Origin of the sequence: Nonomuraea sp. NPDC049655, from assembly GCF_044465465.1 — a bacterium.
In the GTDB taxonomy this organism is placed as follows: Bacteria; Actinomycetota; Actinomycetes; order Streptosporangiales; family Streptosporangiaceae; genus Nonomuraea.
Genome location: NZ_JBITLS010000003.1, coordinates 1 through 15,242, shown reverse-complemented (window position 1 = coordinate 15,242; position 15,242 = coordinate 1). Strand labels below are relative to the sequence as shown.

14 protein-coding genes are annotated in these 15,242 nt (G+C 73.4%); 10 read left to right on the top strand and 4 right to left on the bottom strand.

Annotated features, from left to right (window positions below; translation table 11 throughout):
* Positions 1-49: 49 nt before the first annotated feature.
* Positions 50-838, bottom strand: coding sequence for an SDR family NAD(P)-dependent oxidoreductase (locus ACIBQ6_RS09790; protein ID WP_352351301.1), 789 nt, complete (start codon positions 836-838; stop codon positions 50-52).
* A gap of 66 nt (positions 839-904) precedes the next feature.
* Between ACIBQ6_RS09790 and ACIBQ6_RS09785 the strand changes: the two genes are divergently transcribed.
* Both ACIBQ6_RS09785 and ACIBQ6_RS09780 read left to right on the top strand, forming a co-directional pair.
* The gene (locus ACIBQ6_RS09785; protein WP_397210979.1) at positions 905-1,675 is read left to right on the top strand and encodes a MoaF C-terminal domain-containing protein; all 771 of its coding nucleotides are present in this window, start codon (positions 905-907) and stop codon (positions 1,673-1,675) included.
* A gap of 12 nt (positions 1,676-1,687) precedes the next feature.
* Positions 1,688-2,080: a nuclear transport factor 2 family protein gene (locus tag ACIBQ6_RS09780; protein ID WP_358286112.1), complete on the top strand. Its 393-nt coding sequence runs from the start codon at positions 1,688-1,690 to the stop codon at positions 2,078-2,080.
* A gap of 41 nt (positions 2,081-2,121) precedes the next feature.
* Here ACIBQ6_RS09780 and ACIBQ6_RS09775 read toward each other — a convergent pair whose 3' ends face one another.
* The gene (locus tag ACIBQ6_RS09775) at positions 2,122-3,057 is read right to left on the bottom strand and encodes a TIGR03619 family F420-dependent LLM class oxidoreductase (RefSeq protein ID WP_358286110.1); all 936 of its coding nucleotides are present in this window, start codon (positions 3,055-3,057) and stop codon (positions 2,122-2,124) included.
* Between the two features lie 96 nt (positions 3,058-3,153).
* On the opposite strand from ACIBQ6_RS09775, the gene ACIBQ6_RS09770 reads away from it, so the two are divergent.
* Genes ACIBQ6_RS09770 through ACIBQ6_RS09745 form a run of 6 tightly spaced genes read left to right on the top strand, consistent with a single transcriptional unit; the run spans position 3,154 to position 9,763 of the window.
* Positions 3,154-4,347: an ABC transporter substrate-binding protein gene (locus ACIBQ6_RS09770; protein ID WP_397210977.1), complete on the top strand. Its 1,194-nt coding sequence runs from the start codon at positions 3,154-3,156 to the stop codon at positions 4,345-4,347.
* Positions 4,347-5,204, top strand: coding sequence for a branched-chain amino acid ABC transporter permease (locus ACIBQ6_RS09765; RefSeq protein WP_397210975.1), 858 nt, complete (start codon positions 4,347-4,349; stop codon positions 5,202-5,204). The genes ACIBQ6_RS09770 and ACIBQ6_RS09765 overlap by 1 nt, the downstream gene beginning before the upstream one ends.
* Positions 5,191-6,948, top strand: a complete 1,758-nt coding sequence (locus ACIBQ6_RS09760) for an ATP-binding cassette domain-containing protein (protein ID WP_397210973.1) — start codon at positions 5,191-5,193, stop codon at positions 6,946-6,948. Before ACIBQ6_RS09765 ends, ACIBQ6_RS09760 begins: the two co-directional genes overlap by 14 nt.
* Positions 6,945-7,655, top strand: a complete 711-nt coding sequence (locus ACIBQ6_RS09755; RefSeq protein WP_397210971.1) for an ABC transporter ATP-binding protein — start codon at positions 6,945-6,947, stop codon at positions 7,653-7,655. Before ACIBQ6_RS09760 ends, ACIBQ6_RS09755 begins: the two co-directional genes overlap by 4 nt.
* On the top strand, positions 7,652-9,220 hold the full coding sequence (locus ACIBQ6_RS09750) for an amidohydrolase family protein (protein WP_358286100.1): 1,569 nt from the start codon (positions 7,652-7,654) through the stop codon (positions 9,218-9,220). Before ACIBQ6_RS09755 ends, ACIBQ6_RS09750 begins: the two co-directional genes overlap by 4 nt.
* A 45-nt stretch (positions 9,221-9,265) precedes the next feature.
* Positions 9,266-9,763, top strand: a complete 498-nt coding sequence (locus ACIBQ6_RS09745) for a MarR family winged helix-turn-helix transcriptional regulator (protein ID WP_352327198.1) — start codon at positions 9,266-9,268, stop codon at positions 9,761-9,763.
* Here the strand turns inward: ACIBQ6_RS09745 and ACIBQ6_RS09740 are convergent.
* Positions 9,738-10,967 (bottom strand): cytochrome P450, encoded by a 1,230-nt coding sequence (locus ACIBQ6_RS09740; RefSeq protein ID WP_397210969.1) that lies wholly within the window; start codon positions 10,965-10,967, stop codon positions 9,738-9,740. The two genes, ACIBQ6_RS09745 and ACIBQ6_RS09740, sit on opposite strands and share 26 nt — an antisense overlap.
* Positions 10,968-11,116: 149 nt before the next feature.
* On the opposite strand from ACIBQ6_RS09740, the gene ACIBQ6_RS09735 reads away from it, so the two are divergent.
* Together ACIBQ6_RS09735 and ACIBQ6_RS09730 are read left to right on the top strand one after the other, a co-directional pair.
* On the top strand, positions 11,117-12,508 hold the full coding sequence (locus ACIBQ6_RS09735; protein ID WP_397210967.1) for a tetratricopeptide repeat protein: 1,392 nt from the start codon (positions 11,117-11,119) through the stop codon (positions 12,506-12,508).
* 125 nt (positions 12,509-12,633) lie between these two features.
* On the top strand, positions 12,634-13,458 hold the full coding sequence (locus tag ACIBQ6_RS09730) for a PIG-L family deacetylase (protein ID WP_397210965.1): 825 nt from the start codon (positions 12,634-12,636) through the stop codon (positions 13,456-13,458).
* Between the two features lie 433 nt (positions 13,459-13,891).
* Here ACIBQ6_RS09730 and ACIBQ6_RS09725 read toward each other — a convergent pair whose 3' ends face one another.
* Positions 13,892-15,082, bottom strand: coding sequence for an MFS transporter (locus ACIBQ6_RS09725; protein WP_397210963.1), 1,191 nt, complete (start codon positions 15,080-15,082; stop codon positions 13,892-13,894).
* Positions 15,083-15,242 lie beyond the last annotated feature (160 nt).

Here is a 15,242-nt window from a genome sequence, read left to right as displayed (position 1 = left end):
GCGGAAGAACTCCCCTTTGCCCGGGAAACGGGGTCCTAGGCGTCGGCGATCAGTCGAAGGCGAGGGTGGGCAGGTCAACGGCGGTGGCGCCGCCGTCGGCCACGACCACGCTGCCGGTCATGACGGCACTGTCCGGCGAGGCGAGGAACAGGCAGATCGCGGCGATCTCGTCGGCGGTGGCCGGGCGGCGCAGCGGCACGTCCTTGGTGACCAGCTCGTACGCCGCGTCGCGGGTGATGCCGTCCCGGCCGACCAGCACGTCCATCTCCTCGTCGGCCATCGGCGTGCGCACCCAGCCGGGGCACAGGCAGTTGGCCCGGACGCCCTGGGGCCCGTAGTCGCGGGCGATCGAGCGGGTCAGGCCGATGAGCGCGTGTTTCGTCGTGACATATCCGGATACGGCCGGGCCGGCGGCCAGGCCCGCGATCGACGACACGACCACGATCGCCCCCTTCGACCGCACCAGCGCCGGCAGCGCCTCCCGGCAGGTCACGAAGCAGGTGTTGAGGTTGGCGTCGAGGCTGAGCCGCCAGGACGCGTCGTCGGTCTCGCCGACCGGCCCGCCCCCGTGGCCGCCCGCGTTGGCCACCACCACGTCGAGCCCGCCGAAGCGGCCCAGGCACGCCTCGACCGCCGCCCGCGCCTGGCCGGTGTCGGACATGTCCGCGCAGGCCACGGCCGCCGCGTCGCCGAGGTCCGCGGCCACCTCGGCCAGCGGCCCGGGACGGCGGCCGGTCAGCATGACCGAGGCGCCCTCGGCGGCGAACCTGCGGGCGGTCGCCGCGCCGATGCCGGTGCCCGCCCCGGTGATCAGCGCGACCTTTCCCTTGAGCCTCATCGCCTACTCCTTTGCAACGGGAAGCTATATGATTTCATAGACGAATTCGTGGAGGAAGGAGCGGCCATGACCGATCGCCCTGCCGGTTGGAAGAACATGGACGATTTCGCGCCCGGGATCGCCACGAACCGCCTTCCGGCCACGTACGCGCTCGCGGGCACCCAGGTGGACCTCACCTTCGACGACGGCAGCAAGACGTCCCTGGCCTTCGCCGGTCGTTACAAGCTGCACGCCGACGGCGGCCCCGCCGAGCCGTACGAGGCCGTGGCCATGCGCGAGGACCTGTTCTACGTCGGCCGCGCGCACGCCGAGCGGCCCCGCGAGTACACGGTCACCGTCCTGCACACCAGCACGGGCCGGGCGCTGCGCGTGGTCTCGGTCATCGCGCCCGAGCCGGTCCCGGGGCAGCCGCGGGTGTCGCAGACGTTCACCCCCGGCGTGATCGAGGGCCGGGAGGTCACCGGCGAGCCGCCCGCGCCGACCCGCGAGCTGATCGGCCGCCGGGCCCTGTACCGCTACAGCCCCGAGCACCTCTACGAGCACGTCTACCTCAGCTCCGAGCGCTACGCCTGGCAGTGCCTGGCCGGCGCGCAACGCGGCCACGGCGACGTCGATCTCGCCGCCGCCTGGAAGATCGCCGACGGCCTGTACGTGTTCACCTTCCGCGAGTTCCGCATCCCGGTCGCGGCCACCTGGCTCTACGACTGGACGGCCCTGCGCACGGTCGGCACCTTCTTCGGCCTGTCGGGCGAGGGCGAGATCCACCACTCCCCCGGCGGCGCGCACATCGAGCCGCTGGGTCAGGTCACCTATCCGGCCGGTGAGGAACCGGTCTGAGGAGAAACACAGATGAGCGACAATCTCGACGCCGTACGCGCCTCCTACGCGGCCTCGGCGGCCGGCGACGTGAACGGCATCGTGTCCCTGCTGGGCCCGCAGGCCCGGTGGACGGAGATGGCCGGCTTCCCGTACGCGGGCACGTACGTGGGGCCGCAGCAGGTGCTGTCGGAGGTGTTCGCCAAGCTGGGCAGCGAGTGGGACGGCTACCAGGCCGAGCCGGAGGAGTTCGTGGACGGCGGCGACGTGGTCGTCGTGATCGGCCACTACAGCGGCACCTACCGCGCCACCGGCAAGTCGATGAGGGTGCGCTTCACCCACGTCTGGCACCTGGCGGACGGCGTGGCCACCCGGTTCGAGCAGTTCACCGACACGGCCCTGGTCCGGGAGGCGCTCGTCCCATGATCCCGTCGCGCGGCCGGATGAGGGCCGGCCGCGCGACGTTTTCAGCCGGTCAGCTCGCCCACGCGGCGCATGACCTCGCGGCAGAACGCGCCGACGCCGTCCGGGTCGTCGATGAACTGCGACGGTTTGATGCAGAACGTGGTGTACCCCTCGGCCATCCGGGCCGGGATGTGCTCCAGGGCGGGGCCGAGCGGCGCGCAGGAGACGGCGTCGGGGAAGACGGCCCGCGTGCCGCCGGCCAGCTCCAGCTCGCCGATGTCCCGACCGGCCGCCTTCATGCCGTCGGCCAGCGCCTTCATGTCCTCGGCGGGCGGGTAGCCGAGCGGGTTGAACCCGCTGCCCCAGCGGGTCATCCGGCGCAGCAGGTGGCCGCTCGTCCGCGCGCCGCCGAACCACAGCGCGGGCCCGCTCTCCCGGTAGGCCTTCGGCTCGAAGTACACCTCGTCGAACCGGTAGTGCCTGCCGTGGTAGGTGACCGGCGAGTCCCGCCAGAGCAGCTCCCAGATCTCCAGGTGCTCGTCGAGGAGCTCGCCGCGCCGCTCGAAGGGCACGCCGAGCGCGGCGTACTCGTCGCGGCTCCAGCTCACGGTGGGCAGCACGACGAGCCGGCCCTGCGACAGCAGGTCGAGCGTGCCGAGCTCGCGGGCCAGCGCCAGCGGGTGGCGCAGCGGGGCGAGCACCGCGGCGGCGGCCAGGCGCAGCCGGGTGGTGACCGAGGCGACGGCCGCCAGCAGGCCCAGCGAGTACGGCCACGGCGTGAACGGGTCCTGGTTGCCGGGCAGCGCGTACTCGCGGGGGTTGGCCATGCGGCCCCGGGCGCCGGCGTCGGGGCCGAGCACCAGGTGTTCGCTGATCATGACCGAGTCGAACCCGGCGTCCTCGGCCTCACGCGCCCACCGGACCAGCACCGGCAGGTCGCGGGCCGAGGTCATCGTCCAGTTCTCGGACAGCACGAGTTGCATGCGCGGTTGCTTCATCTTGCATTCATACCCGAACGATCTTCAGCAAGCTAGCTCTTGAACCCAATCGTTTGGCACCTTACGATCCCTCCAAAATCCGCAGAGAGGTCGCCCATGATCCCCATGAGGGCACTCGCCGTCCCGCTCGCCGCCCTGCTGCTGGCCGCCGGGTGCGGCCTGTCCGACGACCCGCCGGCCGCCTCGTCCGGGGCCGCCGGCGACGTCGTCAAGGTGGGCGGCGTCAGCTCGCTGAGCGGCGCGGTCACCTTCCCCGACTCCTCGGCCGCCGCCAAGGCCGTCTTCGACCGGGTCAACGAGCAGGGCGGCGTCAACGGCCACAAGATCGAGTACGTCAGCGCCGACGACAAGGGCGACCCGGCCGCCGCCGCCCAGGCCGCCCGGGACGTGGTCACCAACCAGGGCGTGGTGGCGCTGGTCGGCTCGGCCAGCCTGCTCGACTGCGCCGTGAACGCCCCCTTCTACCAGCAGTCGCGGATCGTCTCCGTCCAGGGCACCGGCGTCGACCCGACCTGCTTCGAGTCCCCGGCGATCTCCCCGGTGAACACCGGCCCGTACCTCAACATGGCGATCAACCTCTACTACGCCTCCGAGGTGCTCAAACGGGACAAGGTCTGCATGTTCCTGGCCATCCTCGGCAACACCAACGACGCCTACGGCGGGGCCGTGAAGAGCTGGACCGCGCTCACCGGCAAGAAGCTCACCCTGGACGACCGCACGGTCAAGCCGGACTCCGACCCGACGCCGTTCGTGCTGCGGGCCCGGCGGGAGGGCTGCCAGGCGGTCCTGTACAACGGCACCGAGCCGATGGCGATCTCCTGGATGAAGGTCGTCAAGCAGCAGCGCGTCAGCGGGATCGACTGGCTGATGACCACCGCCCCCTACACCGAGGCCGTCGCCAAGGCCCTGGGCGCCGACGGGGACGGCATGTACGCCAACGCCGAGTTCGAGCCGTTCACCGAGGCCGACTCGCCCGCGCTGAAGGACTGGCGCACGCTCATGACCTCGAAGAACGTGCCGCTGACCTCCTTCGGCCAGGGCGGCTACCTGGCGGCCACGTACTTCGTGGACACGCTGAAGACGATCAAGGGACCGATCACCCGGGAGTCGGTGACGGCGGCCTTCCAGGCGCTCAAGCCCGTCCAGACCCCGATGACCGGCACCCCGTACGAGTTCGGGCAGGCCCCCAGGCACTTCTCCAACCGGGCCGGCAAGATCGTCCAGCTCAGGGGCGGCGCGTGGCACGTGGTCACCCGCGAGTGGGTGCGCTACCCGGGGACGCTCGGCTGATGCTCCAGGGCCTGGTCTCGGGGCTGGCCGCGGGTGGCACGTTCGCCGCCCTCGGCCTCCTGCTCACCGCCATGTACCGGCTGACCGCGACGGTGAACCTGGCCGTCGCGGCGACCGGCGTGGCCGGGGTGTACGTGATGGCCGCGCTCGCCGGGACGGGGTGGCCGTACTGGGCGGCGGCCCTGGCCGGGGTGGCGGCGGGGGCGCTGGTGTCGGCCGGGTGCGGGTTCGTGATGACGCGGTGGTTCGCCGAGAGCGGGCCGCAGACCCGTACCGCGGTGTCGATCGCGCAGCTCATCGGGATCATCGCGCTGGCCTACATCGCCTTCGGCGACGAGCCGCGGGTGCTGCCGAACCCGGCCGCGGGCCGCGTCGCCACGCTGGCCGGGGTGGTGGTGACGCAGGGCGCGGTCGTGCTGCTCGCCCTGGCCGTGGTGATCGGCGCGGGCACCTGGCTGCTGCTCACCCGGACGCCGCTGGGCCTGCGCCTGCGCGCCATGGCCGAGCGGCCGGTGACCACGGAGCTGCTGGGCATCGGCACCCGGGCGCTCACCGTGACCGTGTGGGCCCTGGCCGGCGCGCTGTCGGCGCTGGTGCTGCTGGTGGTGGCGCCCGTGCGGTCGAGCGACATCCTGTCGCTGAGCATGCTCATCGTGCCCGCCTGCGCGGCGGCGCTGCTCGGCGGGCTGCGGCGGCTGGCCGGGGCGCTGGCCGGCGGCCTGGCGCTCGGGCTGCTCGAAGGGGTGCTCGCGGGGTCGGCGGTGGTGCAGCAGTACCGGGACGTGGTGCCGTTCGCGGCCATCCTGCTGATCCTGGTGTGGAGCCGGCGGCGGGAGGTGTGGGATGCGTCCCGCTGACGGGCCTGTGGCGCGGTGGGCGGCCGCGGGCGTCCTGATGGCGGCGGGAGCCTACGGGCTGGCCGCCGGGCTGCCGGCGTACTGGGTGTTCCTGGCGATGTCGGCGGTCATCTCCGGGGTGCTGCTGCAGAGCCTCGGCGTGGTGGCCGGGCAGGCCGGGATGGTGTCGCTGTGCCAGATGGCCTTCGCCGCCATCGGCGCCTGGACCACCGCCCAGCTCAACGTCTGGGGCGTCCCCGGCGGCCTGTACGTCTGGCTGCCCCTCGCGGGCCTGGCCGCCGTGCCGTTCGGGCTGCTCATCGGCCTGCCGGCGCTGCGGCTGCGCGGCGTGCACCTGGCGATCGTCACGCTTGGCTTCGCCGCGACCGTGGACGTCGTGATGGCCGCCAACTCCTTCCCCGGCGTCAGCCAGGGCGTGGTGGTGGGCCGTCCGGCGGGGCTGACCTCCGACCGCCAGTTCTTCCTGTTCTGCTGCGGCGTCTTCGCGTTGGTGGCGGTGGCGCTGGCGGTGGTGCGGCGGACCCGGCTCGGGGCGTCGTGGCGGGCGCTCAAGGAGTCCGAACGGGCCACGGCGGCGGCCGGCACCAGCGTGCCGGGGGCCAAGCTGAGCGCCTTCGCGGTGAGCGCCTTCATCGCGGGCGTGTCGGGGGCGCTGCTGGCCGGGCAGCTCGCCATGGTGGTCTCGCGCAACTTCGACCCTGGGCAGTCGCTGGTCGCCTACGCCGTGGCCGTGATGGCGGGCGCCCACCACGCCGAGGGCGCGCTCATCGGTGGGGCGCTGGGCGTGCTGGTGAGCGAGCTGCTGCGGCGGTTCGGCGTGCCGCAGCAGTGGGCCAACGTCGTGTTCGCGGTGGGCGCGGTGCAGGCGATGACGCAGGGCTCGGGCATGAGCGACGGCCTACGCGCCGCCCTGCGCTCCCGCCGTGCCCGCCGTGCCCGCCGCTCGCGCGGGTCCGGCGCCGGGCCGGACGTGCCCGCCGCGGCGGCGGCGCCCGAGCTGCCCGCGCCCGGCCCGGACGGACGGCCGCCGGCGTTGCGGATCGAGGGCGTCAGCGTGCGGTACGGCCAGGTCGTGGCCGTGGACGGCGTCGGCCTCACCGTGCTCGCCGGCGAGGTGCACGGGCTGGTCGGCCCGAACGGCGCGGGCAAGTCGTCCCTGGTCGACGCGATCAGCGGGTTCGTGTCCGCCGGGGGCGGCCTGGTCGAGGTCGGCGGCGTGGCCGTCGCCGGGGCCCGGGGCGGCACGGCGGTCCACCGGCGCGCCAGGGCCGGGTTGCGCCGCACGTTCCAGCAGGACCGGGTGCCGGTGGGCCTGTCGGTGCGCGAGTACCTGCGCTTCGCCGCGCGCCGCGCCCTCAGCGACGCCGAGCTGGCGGAGGGCCTGGCCGGGCTGGTGGCGGCGGCGCCCGGCGACCCGATCGCCGCGCTCGACGTGGGCAGCAGGCGGCTGCTGGAGGTGGCCGGGACGCTGCTGGCCCGTCCCGCGGTGGCGGTGCTGGACGAGCCCGCCGCCGGCCTCGGGCACGCCGAGAGCGAACGGCTGGGCGCCTGGCTGCGGCAGGTCCCCGCCCGGTACGGCGCCGCCGTCCTGCTCATCGAGCACGACCTGGACCTGGTCAGGGCGGCGTGCACGGGCGTGACCGTGCTGGACTTCGGCCGCGTCATCGCCCAGGGACCGCCCGCCGAGGTGTTCGCCGAGCCCGGCGTCCTGCTGGCCTACCTGGGCCAGGAGCCCGCCGCGTGAGCGGGCGGACGGGAGGCGTCCCCATGGACCTCGTGCTGCGGGACGTGACCGTGGCCAGGGGCGGCCAGCCGGTGGTCAGGGGCGTGACGCTGACCGCCGCGCGCGGGCAGGTCACCGTGCTGCTCGGCCCGAACGGCGCGGGCAAGACCACGCTGCTGGAAGCGGTCTCGGGCGTGCTGCCCGCCGCCGGGGGCGAGATCGTCCTCGGCGGGACCACGCTGACCGGCCGGCCGCGCACCCACCGGGCCCGGCACGGCCTGGCGCACGTGGAGCAGGGACGGGCCGTGTTCGCCACGCTCACCACGCGCGAGAACCTGGCCCTGGCCGGCGACCCTGGGCGCGCGCTGGAGCTGTTCCCCGAGCTGGAGCGGCGGCTCGACGTGCGGGCCGGGCTGCTGTCCGGCGGCGAGCAGCAGATGCTGGTGCTGGCCAGGGCCATCGGGACCGGTCCCGCGGCGCTGCTGCTCGACGAGATGTCGCTCGGCCTGGCCCCGGGCGTCGTGCGCCGGCTGCTGCCGGTGATCCGGCGGCTGGCCGACGAGGGCTGCGCGGTGCTGCTGGTCGAGCAGTTCGCGCACGCCGCCCTGGCCCTGGCCGACAGCGCGTACGTGCTGGCCCACGGCGCGATCACCTACGGCGGCGACCCCGCGCCGCTGCGCGAGTCGGATGCCGCGCTCAGGCGCGCCTATTTGGGAGATGATTCATGACGAACGCGGATCTTTTGCTGGTCAACGGGCGGGTGCTCACCATGGACCCGGCGCGGCCGTACGCGACCGGCGTGGCGGTGCGCGACGGCGTGATCGCGCACGTCGGCGACGCCGCCGGCTGGAGCGCGGCCGAGGTGGTGGACCTGCGGGGCCGCGTGCTGCTGCCCGGGATCAACGACTCCCACCTGCACGCCTGCGGCTACGGCCTGACCCGCCCGCCGTTCTGCGTGGACGTCGCGGTGGGGTCGATCGCCGAGGTGCGGGAGCGGGTCGCCGCCGCGGTACGCGCGGCCGGGCCCGGCGAGTGGGTGCGCGGGATCGGCTGGAACCCCGGCCGGCTGGCCGAGGGCCGGTCGCCGTCGAGGACGGACCTGGACGACGTCGCCCCCCACCATCCCGTCCTCCTCCAGGACTTCTCCGGCCACACGACGTGGGCGAACTCCGCCGCGCTCCGGCTGGCCGGGTTGCCCGACGACGGCGACGGCCTGTTGCACCACGGGGACCAGGGCCTCGTCCAGCGCCTGGTGCCGCCGCCGCCCGGCGGGCTGACGCGGGTGCTGCGCGAGGTGGTGGCCGAGCTGAACCGGGCCGGGATCACCAGCTTCACCGAGCCGGGCCTCGGGCCGGGCGGCGGGGAGGCGTTCGCGGGCGGCATGGGGCCGGGGGTGCTGGGCGCGTACGCGGAGCTCGCCCGGGCCGGCGAGCTGACCGCGCGGGTGAGCGTGCTGGGCCTGCCGAGCCCGATGTCGGGCGCCTCGGTCGCCGACACCGCCGCCTACCTCGACCGCCTGCCGGACGACCTGGACGGCGTGGACGAGCGGCTGGTCCGGCTGCTGGGCGTGAAGGTGTTCGCCGACGGGATCCCGCCGTCGGAGACGGCCTGGATGCGGGAGGCGTACCCGTCGGGCGGGCACGGCTCGCTGTGCACGCACGGCGGCACGGACGCCGAGCGGGTCGCCGAGCTGGACGAGATCCTGCGCCTGGTGCACGTGGCCGGCCTGCAGGCGGGCGTGCACGTGGTGGGCAGCCGGGGCGTGGACGCCGTCGTGGACGCGCTGGCCGCGATCTCCCGCGAGCACCCGAGGGCCGACCCCCGCCACTACGTGATCCACGGCCAGTTCGCCTCGAAGCAGGCGCTGGCCACGCTCGGCGAGCTGGGCTACGGGATCAACCTCCAGCCGGTGCTGCAGCGCGTGGAGTCGGGCACCACGCGCGAGCTGTTCGGCGCGCGGGCGGCCGAGCAGGAGTGGCCGGCCCGCTCGGCGATCGACGCGGGCGTGCTGACCGCGTGCAGCTCCGACGCGCCGGTGACCGCGCCGGACTGGCGGGCGGGCGTGGCGGCGCTGGTCGACCGCGACGGCGAGGGCGTCTCGCTCGCCGAGGCCCTGGCCACCTATACGATCGCCGGAGCGCGGCAGGACTTCGCCGAGGGCTGGAAGGGCACGCTCACCCCGGGCAAGGTCGCCGACCTGTGCGTCAGCGCGGCGACGGCGGACGACGACGTCGTGGCCGCGCCGGTGGACCTGACGGTGTTCGGCGGCCGGGTCGTTTGGTCCCGTTCGTGAGCGGCGAACGTGAAGATTGTTAGGTACCGAATATACTTTCGTGCCATGACGGGACACCACACGCTGCGCCAGACCGAGGAGGCCATCGGCCAGCGGCTGGGCGACCTCAACATCGACTTCGAGGCCATGTGGGCGGTGTCGAACGTCTACCGGGCCTCCTCGGCCATCCGCAATCACCTGGAGCAGACCGTCCTGCGCGACACCGGCCTGACCTGGACGGGGTTCGTGGTGATGTGGGTGGTGTGGATCTGGGGCGAGAGCGAGACCCGCCACGTCGCCGCCGAGGCGGGCATCTCCAAGGGCACGCTCACGGGCGTGGTCAAGACCCTGGAGTCCTACCGTCACCTGCGCCGCTTCCCGCATCCCACGGACGGCCGCCGGGTCATGCTGGCGCTCACCGCGACCGGCGAGCGGCTGATGCGCGAGCTGTTCCCGGAGTTCAACCGGCAGGAGGCGTTCGTGGTCAAGGAGCTCGACAGCGATCAGCGGCGCGAGCTGGCCGGCTCGCTCAGGCGCGTCATGGAGCACCTGGAGAGCATCTGACCGGCAGCTCCTTGATGCCGTTGACGAAGTTCGAGCGGACCCTGCGCACCTCGCCGGCGAGCTCGATCGACGACAGGCGCGGCAGCAGCTCCTCGAACAGCACCCGGATCTCCAGCCTGGCCAGCGCGCCGCCGAGGCAGTAGTGCGGCCCGCCCCTGCCGAACGTCAGGTGCTCGTCGGCGTCCCGGCCCACGTCGAACCGGTACGGGTCGGGGAAGACGCGCTCGTCCCTGTTGCCCGAGGCGTACCACATGACGACCTTGTCGCCGGCGGCGACGCGGCGGCCGTGCAGGGTGACGTCGCGGGTGGCGGTGCGGCGGAAGTGGTAGACGGGCGAGGCCCAGCGCAGGAACTCGTCCACGGCCCGGGGCATCAGCGCCGGGTCGGCGCGCAGCCGGTCGAGCTGTGCGGGGTGCTCCATGAGGGCGAGCATGGCGTGCGAGACGGCGTGCCTGGTCGTCTCGTTGCCGGCCACGACCAGCAGCAGGAAGTAGTTGTCGAAGTCGCGGTCCGACAGCGGCAGGCCGTCCACGGGCTCCTGGTTGACGAGCCTGCTGACCAGGTCCGTGCCGTGGCCGCCGCGGCGGCGGGCGGCCAGCTCGCGGCCGTACTCGAAGACCTCCAGGGAGGCCGGGCTGCGGAAGGGCAGGTCCTTGAACTCCTCGCTCTCGCGCAGCCGCTCCGGGTCGGTGTTCTCGATGATCTGGTTGCCCCAGTCGATGAGCCGCTGGGTGTCGGGCACGTCGAGCATGCGGGCCAGCACGTTGATCGGGAAGTCGGCGGCGACCTCCTTGACGAAGTCGAACTCGCCCTTGGGCAGGGCGGCGTCCAGGGTCGTGGCGGTCAGGCCGCGCAGGAACACCTCGTAGCCGGCCACCGCCCTGGCCGAGAAGTCGCGCAGCAGCAGCCGCCGCAGCGCGTGGTGGCGGGGGCCGTCGGTCTCCAGCGGGGAACGCCGGATCGCGGCCTGCCGCTCGTCCACCTCCTCCAGGTTGGTGAAGCCCTCGGAGGTGAACGTCTCCGGGTCGCGGCCGACGGCCACGATGTCGGCGTGCCTGGTGACCGCCCAGAAGCCTCTGCCGTGCCCGTGCTCGTCCTGCCAGTGGACGGGCGACTGCGCGCGCAGCACGTCGAACATGCGCCAGGGGGTCACTCCGTCGGTGAACCGGCCGGGGTCGGCGAGGTCGACGTCTTCCAGACGCATGGCTCTCCTTCACCTTGTTCGGCCACAAACATTACGTCTGGCGACTTATTCGGACAAGGGTCTTGTTGGGTCGTACGGATGCGAATGAGCTCCGAGGCCGGCGTGCCGTTACCCTGAGCCGCCGACGGTCGCGCGGTTACAGTGGCCGGGTGACCACCGACCAGCACGGCCTGGCCATGTCCGGCGCGAGCGCCGCCGCCGCGCGCCACTACGACCGGGCGATCGACGAGCTGCTGCACTTCCGGGCCGAGGTCGGCGCCGAGACGGCCGCCGCGCTGGCCGACTCCCCCGGTTTCCCGATGGGCAACGTGCTGGCCGCCTACCTCGACCTGCTGACCACCGAGGCGGCCGGCGCCCGTGCCGCGCGCGCCCGGTTCGCGTCCTTCCGCCGCCGGGCCGACGAGTCGTCGCTGCTGCCGCGCGAGCGCGCGCACGTGGCGGCCGTCCAGGCGCTGCTCGACGGCGACCTGACCGCCTGCGGCGCGCTGCTCGCCGAGATCGCCGTCGCCCACCCGCGCGACGCGCTGGCCCTGGCCGTCGGGCACCAGCTCGACTTCTTCACCGGCGACGCCCGTTCGCTGCGCGACCGGATCGGCGGCGCGCTCACCGCCTGGCACGAGGACGACCGGCACTTCGGCCACCTGCTCGGCATGTACGCCTTCGGCCTGGAGGAGGCCGGCCACTACGACCGCTCGGAGCAGGTCGGCCTGCGCGCCGTCGAGCTCAATCCGCGCGACGTGTGGGGCATCCACGCGGTCGTGCACACCTACGAGATGCAGGGCCGCTTCGGCGAGGGCGTGCGCTACCTCGACGCCCGCCTGGACGACTGGTCCACCGGCACGTTCTTCAACGTCCACACCTGGTGGCACTACGCCCTCTACGCGCTGGAGAGCGGCGACACGCGGCGGGCGCTGGAGGTGCACGACGCGGCGCTGGCCGGCGGGCGCACGTCCATGGAGCTGCTGGACGCCGCCGCGCTGCTCTGGCGGCTCCTGCTGGAGGGCTCCGACCAGCACGAACGCTGGCAGGCCCTGGCCGAGGCGTGGCCGCCGCTGGTGGCCGAGCCGTTCTACGCCTTCAACGACGTGCACGCGGTCATGTCGTACGTCGGGGCCGGGCGGATCGGGGAGGCGGAGAAGCTGATCGCCTCGCGGGAGGCGTACACGCTGGAGTGCCGTCCGGCGGTCACCAACGTCGCGATGACGCTGCGGGTGGGGTTGCCGGTGTGCCGGGCCCTGGTGGCGTACGGGCGGGGCGACTTCGCGGCGGTGGTCGACCTGCTGCACCCGATCCGGCACCGGGTCGGCGAGTTCGGCGGCAGCCACGCCCAGCGGGACGCCGTGCAGAAGACGCTGCTGGAGGCGGCGCTGCGGGGCGGGCGGCACGAGCTGGCGCGGGCGCTGGTGAGCGAGCGGATCGGCGTGCGGCCGTGCAGCCCGTTCAACTGGCTCAAGCAGGCGGCGGTGGCCGACGGGCTGGGCGACCGCGCGGCCGCCGCCGTCGCCCGCCGGAAGGCCGCGACGCTGATCGCCGGCGCCTGACCCGCCGGTCGCCTCTCCCACTCCTCCTTGAAGACGCCGCGGTCGCCGCGAACCCGGCCGCTCCGCCGCGGTCGCCGCGGGACGCGCGGCCGGAAGTGTCGCACGCGCCGAGTAGGGTTCCCTTCATGGATCGGGAACTCACCTTGATGGTCGTCCACGCCCACCCCGACGACGAGTGCCTGAGCACCGGCGGCGTCCTCGCCCGCTACACCGACGAGGGCATCCGCACCGTGCTGGTCACCTGCACCAACGGCGAGCAGGGTGACGACACGGGCGGCGTCAAACCAGGCGAGGAGGGGCACGACGCCGCCAGGGTGGCCGAGCGGCGGCTGGCCGAGCTGCGCGAGTCCGTCGCGCACCTGGGCATCGACCACCTGGAGCTGCTCGGCTACCGCGACTCCGGCATGGACGGCTGGGACACCAACCACCACCCGGACGCGTTCGCCAACGTGCCGGTCGAGGTGGCCGCCGCCAGGCTGGGCGAGCTGATGGAGCGCTACCGCCCGCAGGTGGTCATCACCTACGACGAGACCGGAGGCGGCGGTTACGGCCACCCCGACCACGTGCAGGCCCACCGCATCACGGTGGCCGCCGTCGAGGCGACCGGCATCCCCGACAAGTTCTACTACACGGCGATCCCCCGGGCGGCGATCAAGCGCATGTTCGAGCTGATGCGCGACAGCGGCGTCGACCTGGGCGGCTTCGAGCCGTCCGACGACTTCGGCACCCCCGACGAGCGGGTCAACGCCGTCGTCGACGTCACCCCCTACGTCGAGCGCAAGCTCAAGGCCCTCAAGTCCCACGAGAGCCAGGGCGAGAACATCTTCCTCCTCCGCATGCCCGACGAGGCCCAGCACCAGGCGTTCTCCCACGAGGCCTTCGAACGGAAGCTGAACAAGGTCAACGCCCCCGACCACGAGGAAGACCTCTTCACCGGCCTCCGCCCCTGACCCTCCCCCTCCCGCCGGACTGTCCGGCGGTGATGGATCTTCGCCGAGTCGCGGTCCCGGTCCGACGCCGGCAAGCGCGAGTGCGGCACGGCCGGACATCCCGACGACCGCTCCGGTGCAGCACGCGGTTCGAGTCGAGCGACCGGATCCGGGCCGACGACGCCGGGGGCCGGCTCGCCGAGCACTGCGAAGACCATCATGCAATCTGACGACCTCCGTGCGCCTCTCATGCTGGAGCTCGTCACTGCTCTCGGCGGCGTCGAGTTCGGCGACCTCCTCAGGGGTGCCGTGCTGTCGGATGTCGGCGTGGATGTGGTCGAGCAGACGTGCTGAGCGGGTGGTGCCGAGCCGCCTTGTCACGGTGTCCGGCGCAGCTCGCGCGACTATTCGAGAGCTGATGACACACCTCAACACCACTCGTGCGGCGAGGTCGTCATGTCCGGCGGCCCGCGACGGTGACGAGCGGCGGCACCAGAACGGCCAGGGCGCCGCCGATCCACAGCACACTCACCGGCCCGGCGGCATCGACCGCCAGGCCGCCGACGAAGGCGCCGAGGGCGATGGACAGGTTGAACGTCGAGACGTACAGGGAGGACGCGGCCTCGGTGGCGGTAGGGGCGGCGTTGAGCATCCAGGTCTGGAAGGTGACCGGGACGGCGCCGTACGCCAGTCCCCAGACGACCAGGATCGCAGCCGCGGACCGGACGTCGTGGCTGCCGATCGCGACGGCGGCCATGGCGGCGGTGAGCAGCAGGCCGATGCCGCACACGGTCTGCCGCAGGCGCGTGGTGACCAGGGCGCCGGCGAGGAAGTTGCCGCAGATGCCGGCGACGCCGAAGACGAGCAGCAGCACGCTGATCATGCCGTCGGCGACGCCGTCGTCGTGGAGGATGGGCCGCAGGAAGGTGTAGGCGGTGAAGTGCCCGGTGATGGCCAGGAAGGTCATGGCGAGGCCGGTGCGTACGGCGCGGTGGGTGCGCAGCACGCGCGGCAGGTCCGCGAACGTGAGGGTGCGCTGCGGCGCCACCTTCGGCATCACGATGACCATGCAGGCCAGCGAGATCAGGCCGAGCACGCCGACGGCGGCGAACGCGGTGCGCCAGCCGGCGAGGTCACCGGTCAGGGTGCCGGCGGGCACGCCGAGCACGGAGGCGGTTTCGACGCCGCCGAAGACGACCGCGGTGGCGCGGGCCACGTGGCGTTCGGGCACCAGGCGCAGGGCGATGCCGCCGGCCAGGGACCAGAAGCCGCCGACACTGATGCCGATCAAGAAACGGGCCAGCAGGACGACGGCGAAGCTGGTGGCGAAGGCGGAAGCGAGGTTGGCCGCGCCCACGATGCCGATCAGCACGACCAGCACCAGGCGGCGGTCGATCCGGGCGGTGGCCACAGTGACCAGCGGCGCCGCGACGGCGGCGACCAGCCCGGGCACGGTGACCATGAGCGCGGTGGTGCCCTCGGACAGGTCGAGGGCGGTGCCGATGGGGGTGAGCAGTCCGACGGGCAGCAGTTCGGACGTCATCAGGGCGAAGATGCCCAGCGTGACGGCGAGGATCGCGGACCAGCCCCGGACCGGTGAGGGGTCCTGGGCCGCGTCCGGCGACCCGGCGTCGATGGCGGTCATGGGTGTGGGCCTTTCCGGATGTGGTCAGGACGCGGGCGGGGGGGGGCCCCCCGCCGGCCCCCCCCCCCCGGGGGGGGCCGCCGGGGGGGACCGGGGGGGGGGGGGGTGGGGGGGGGACCATGAATACGGTGCACACGGTGTAACGTAATAAAAACCCCAG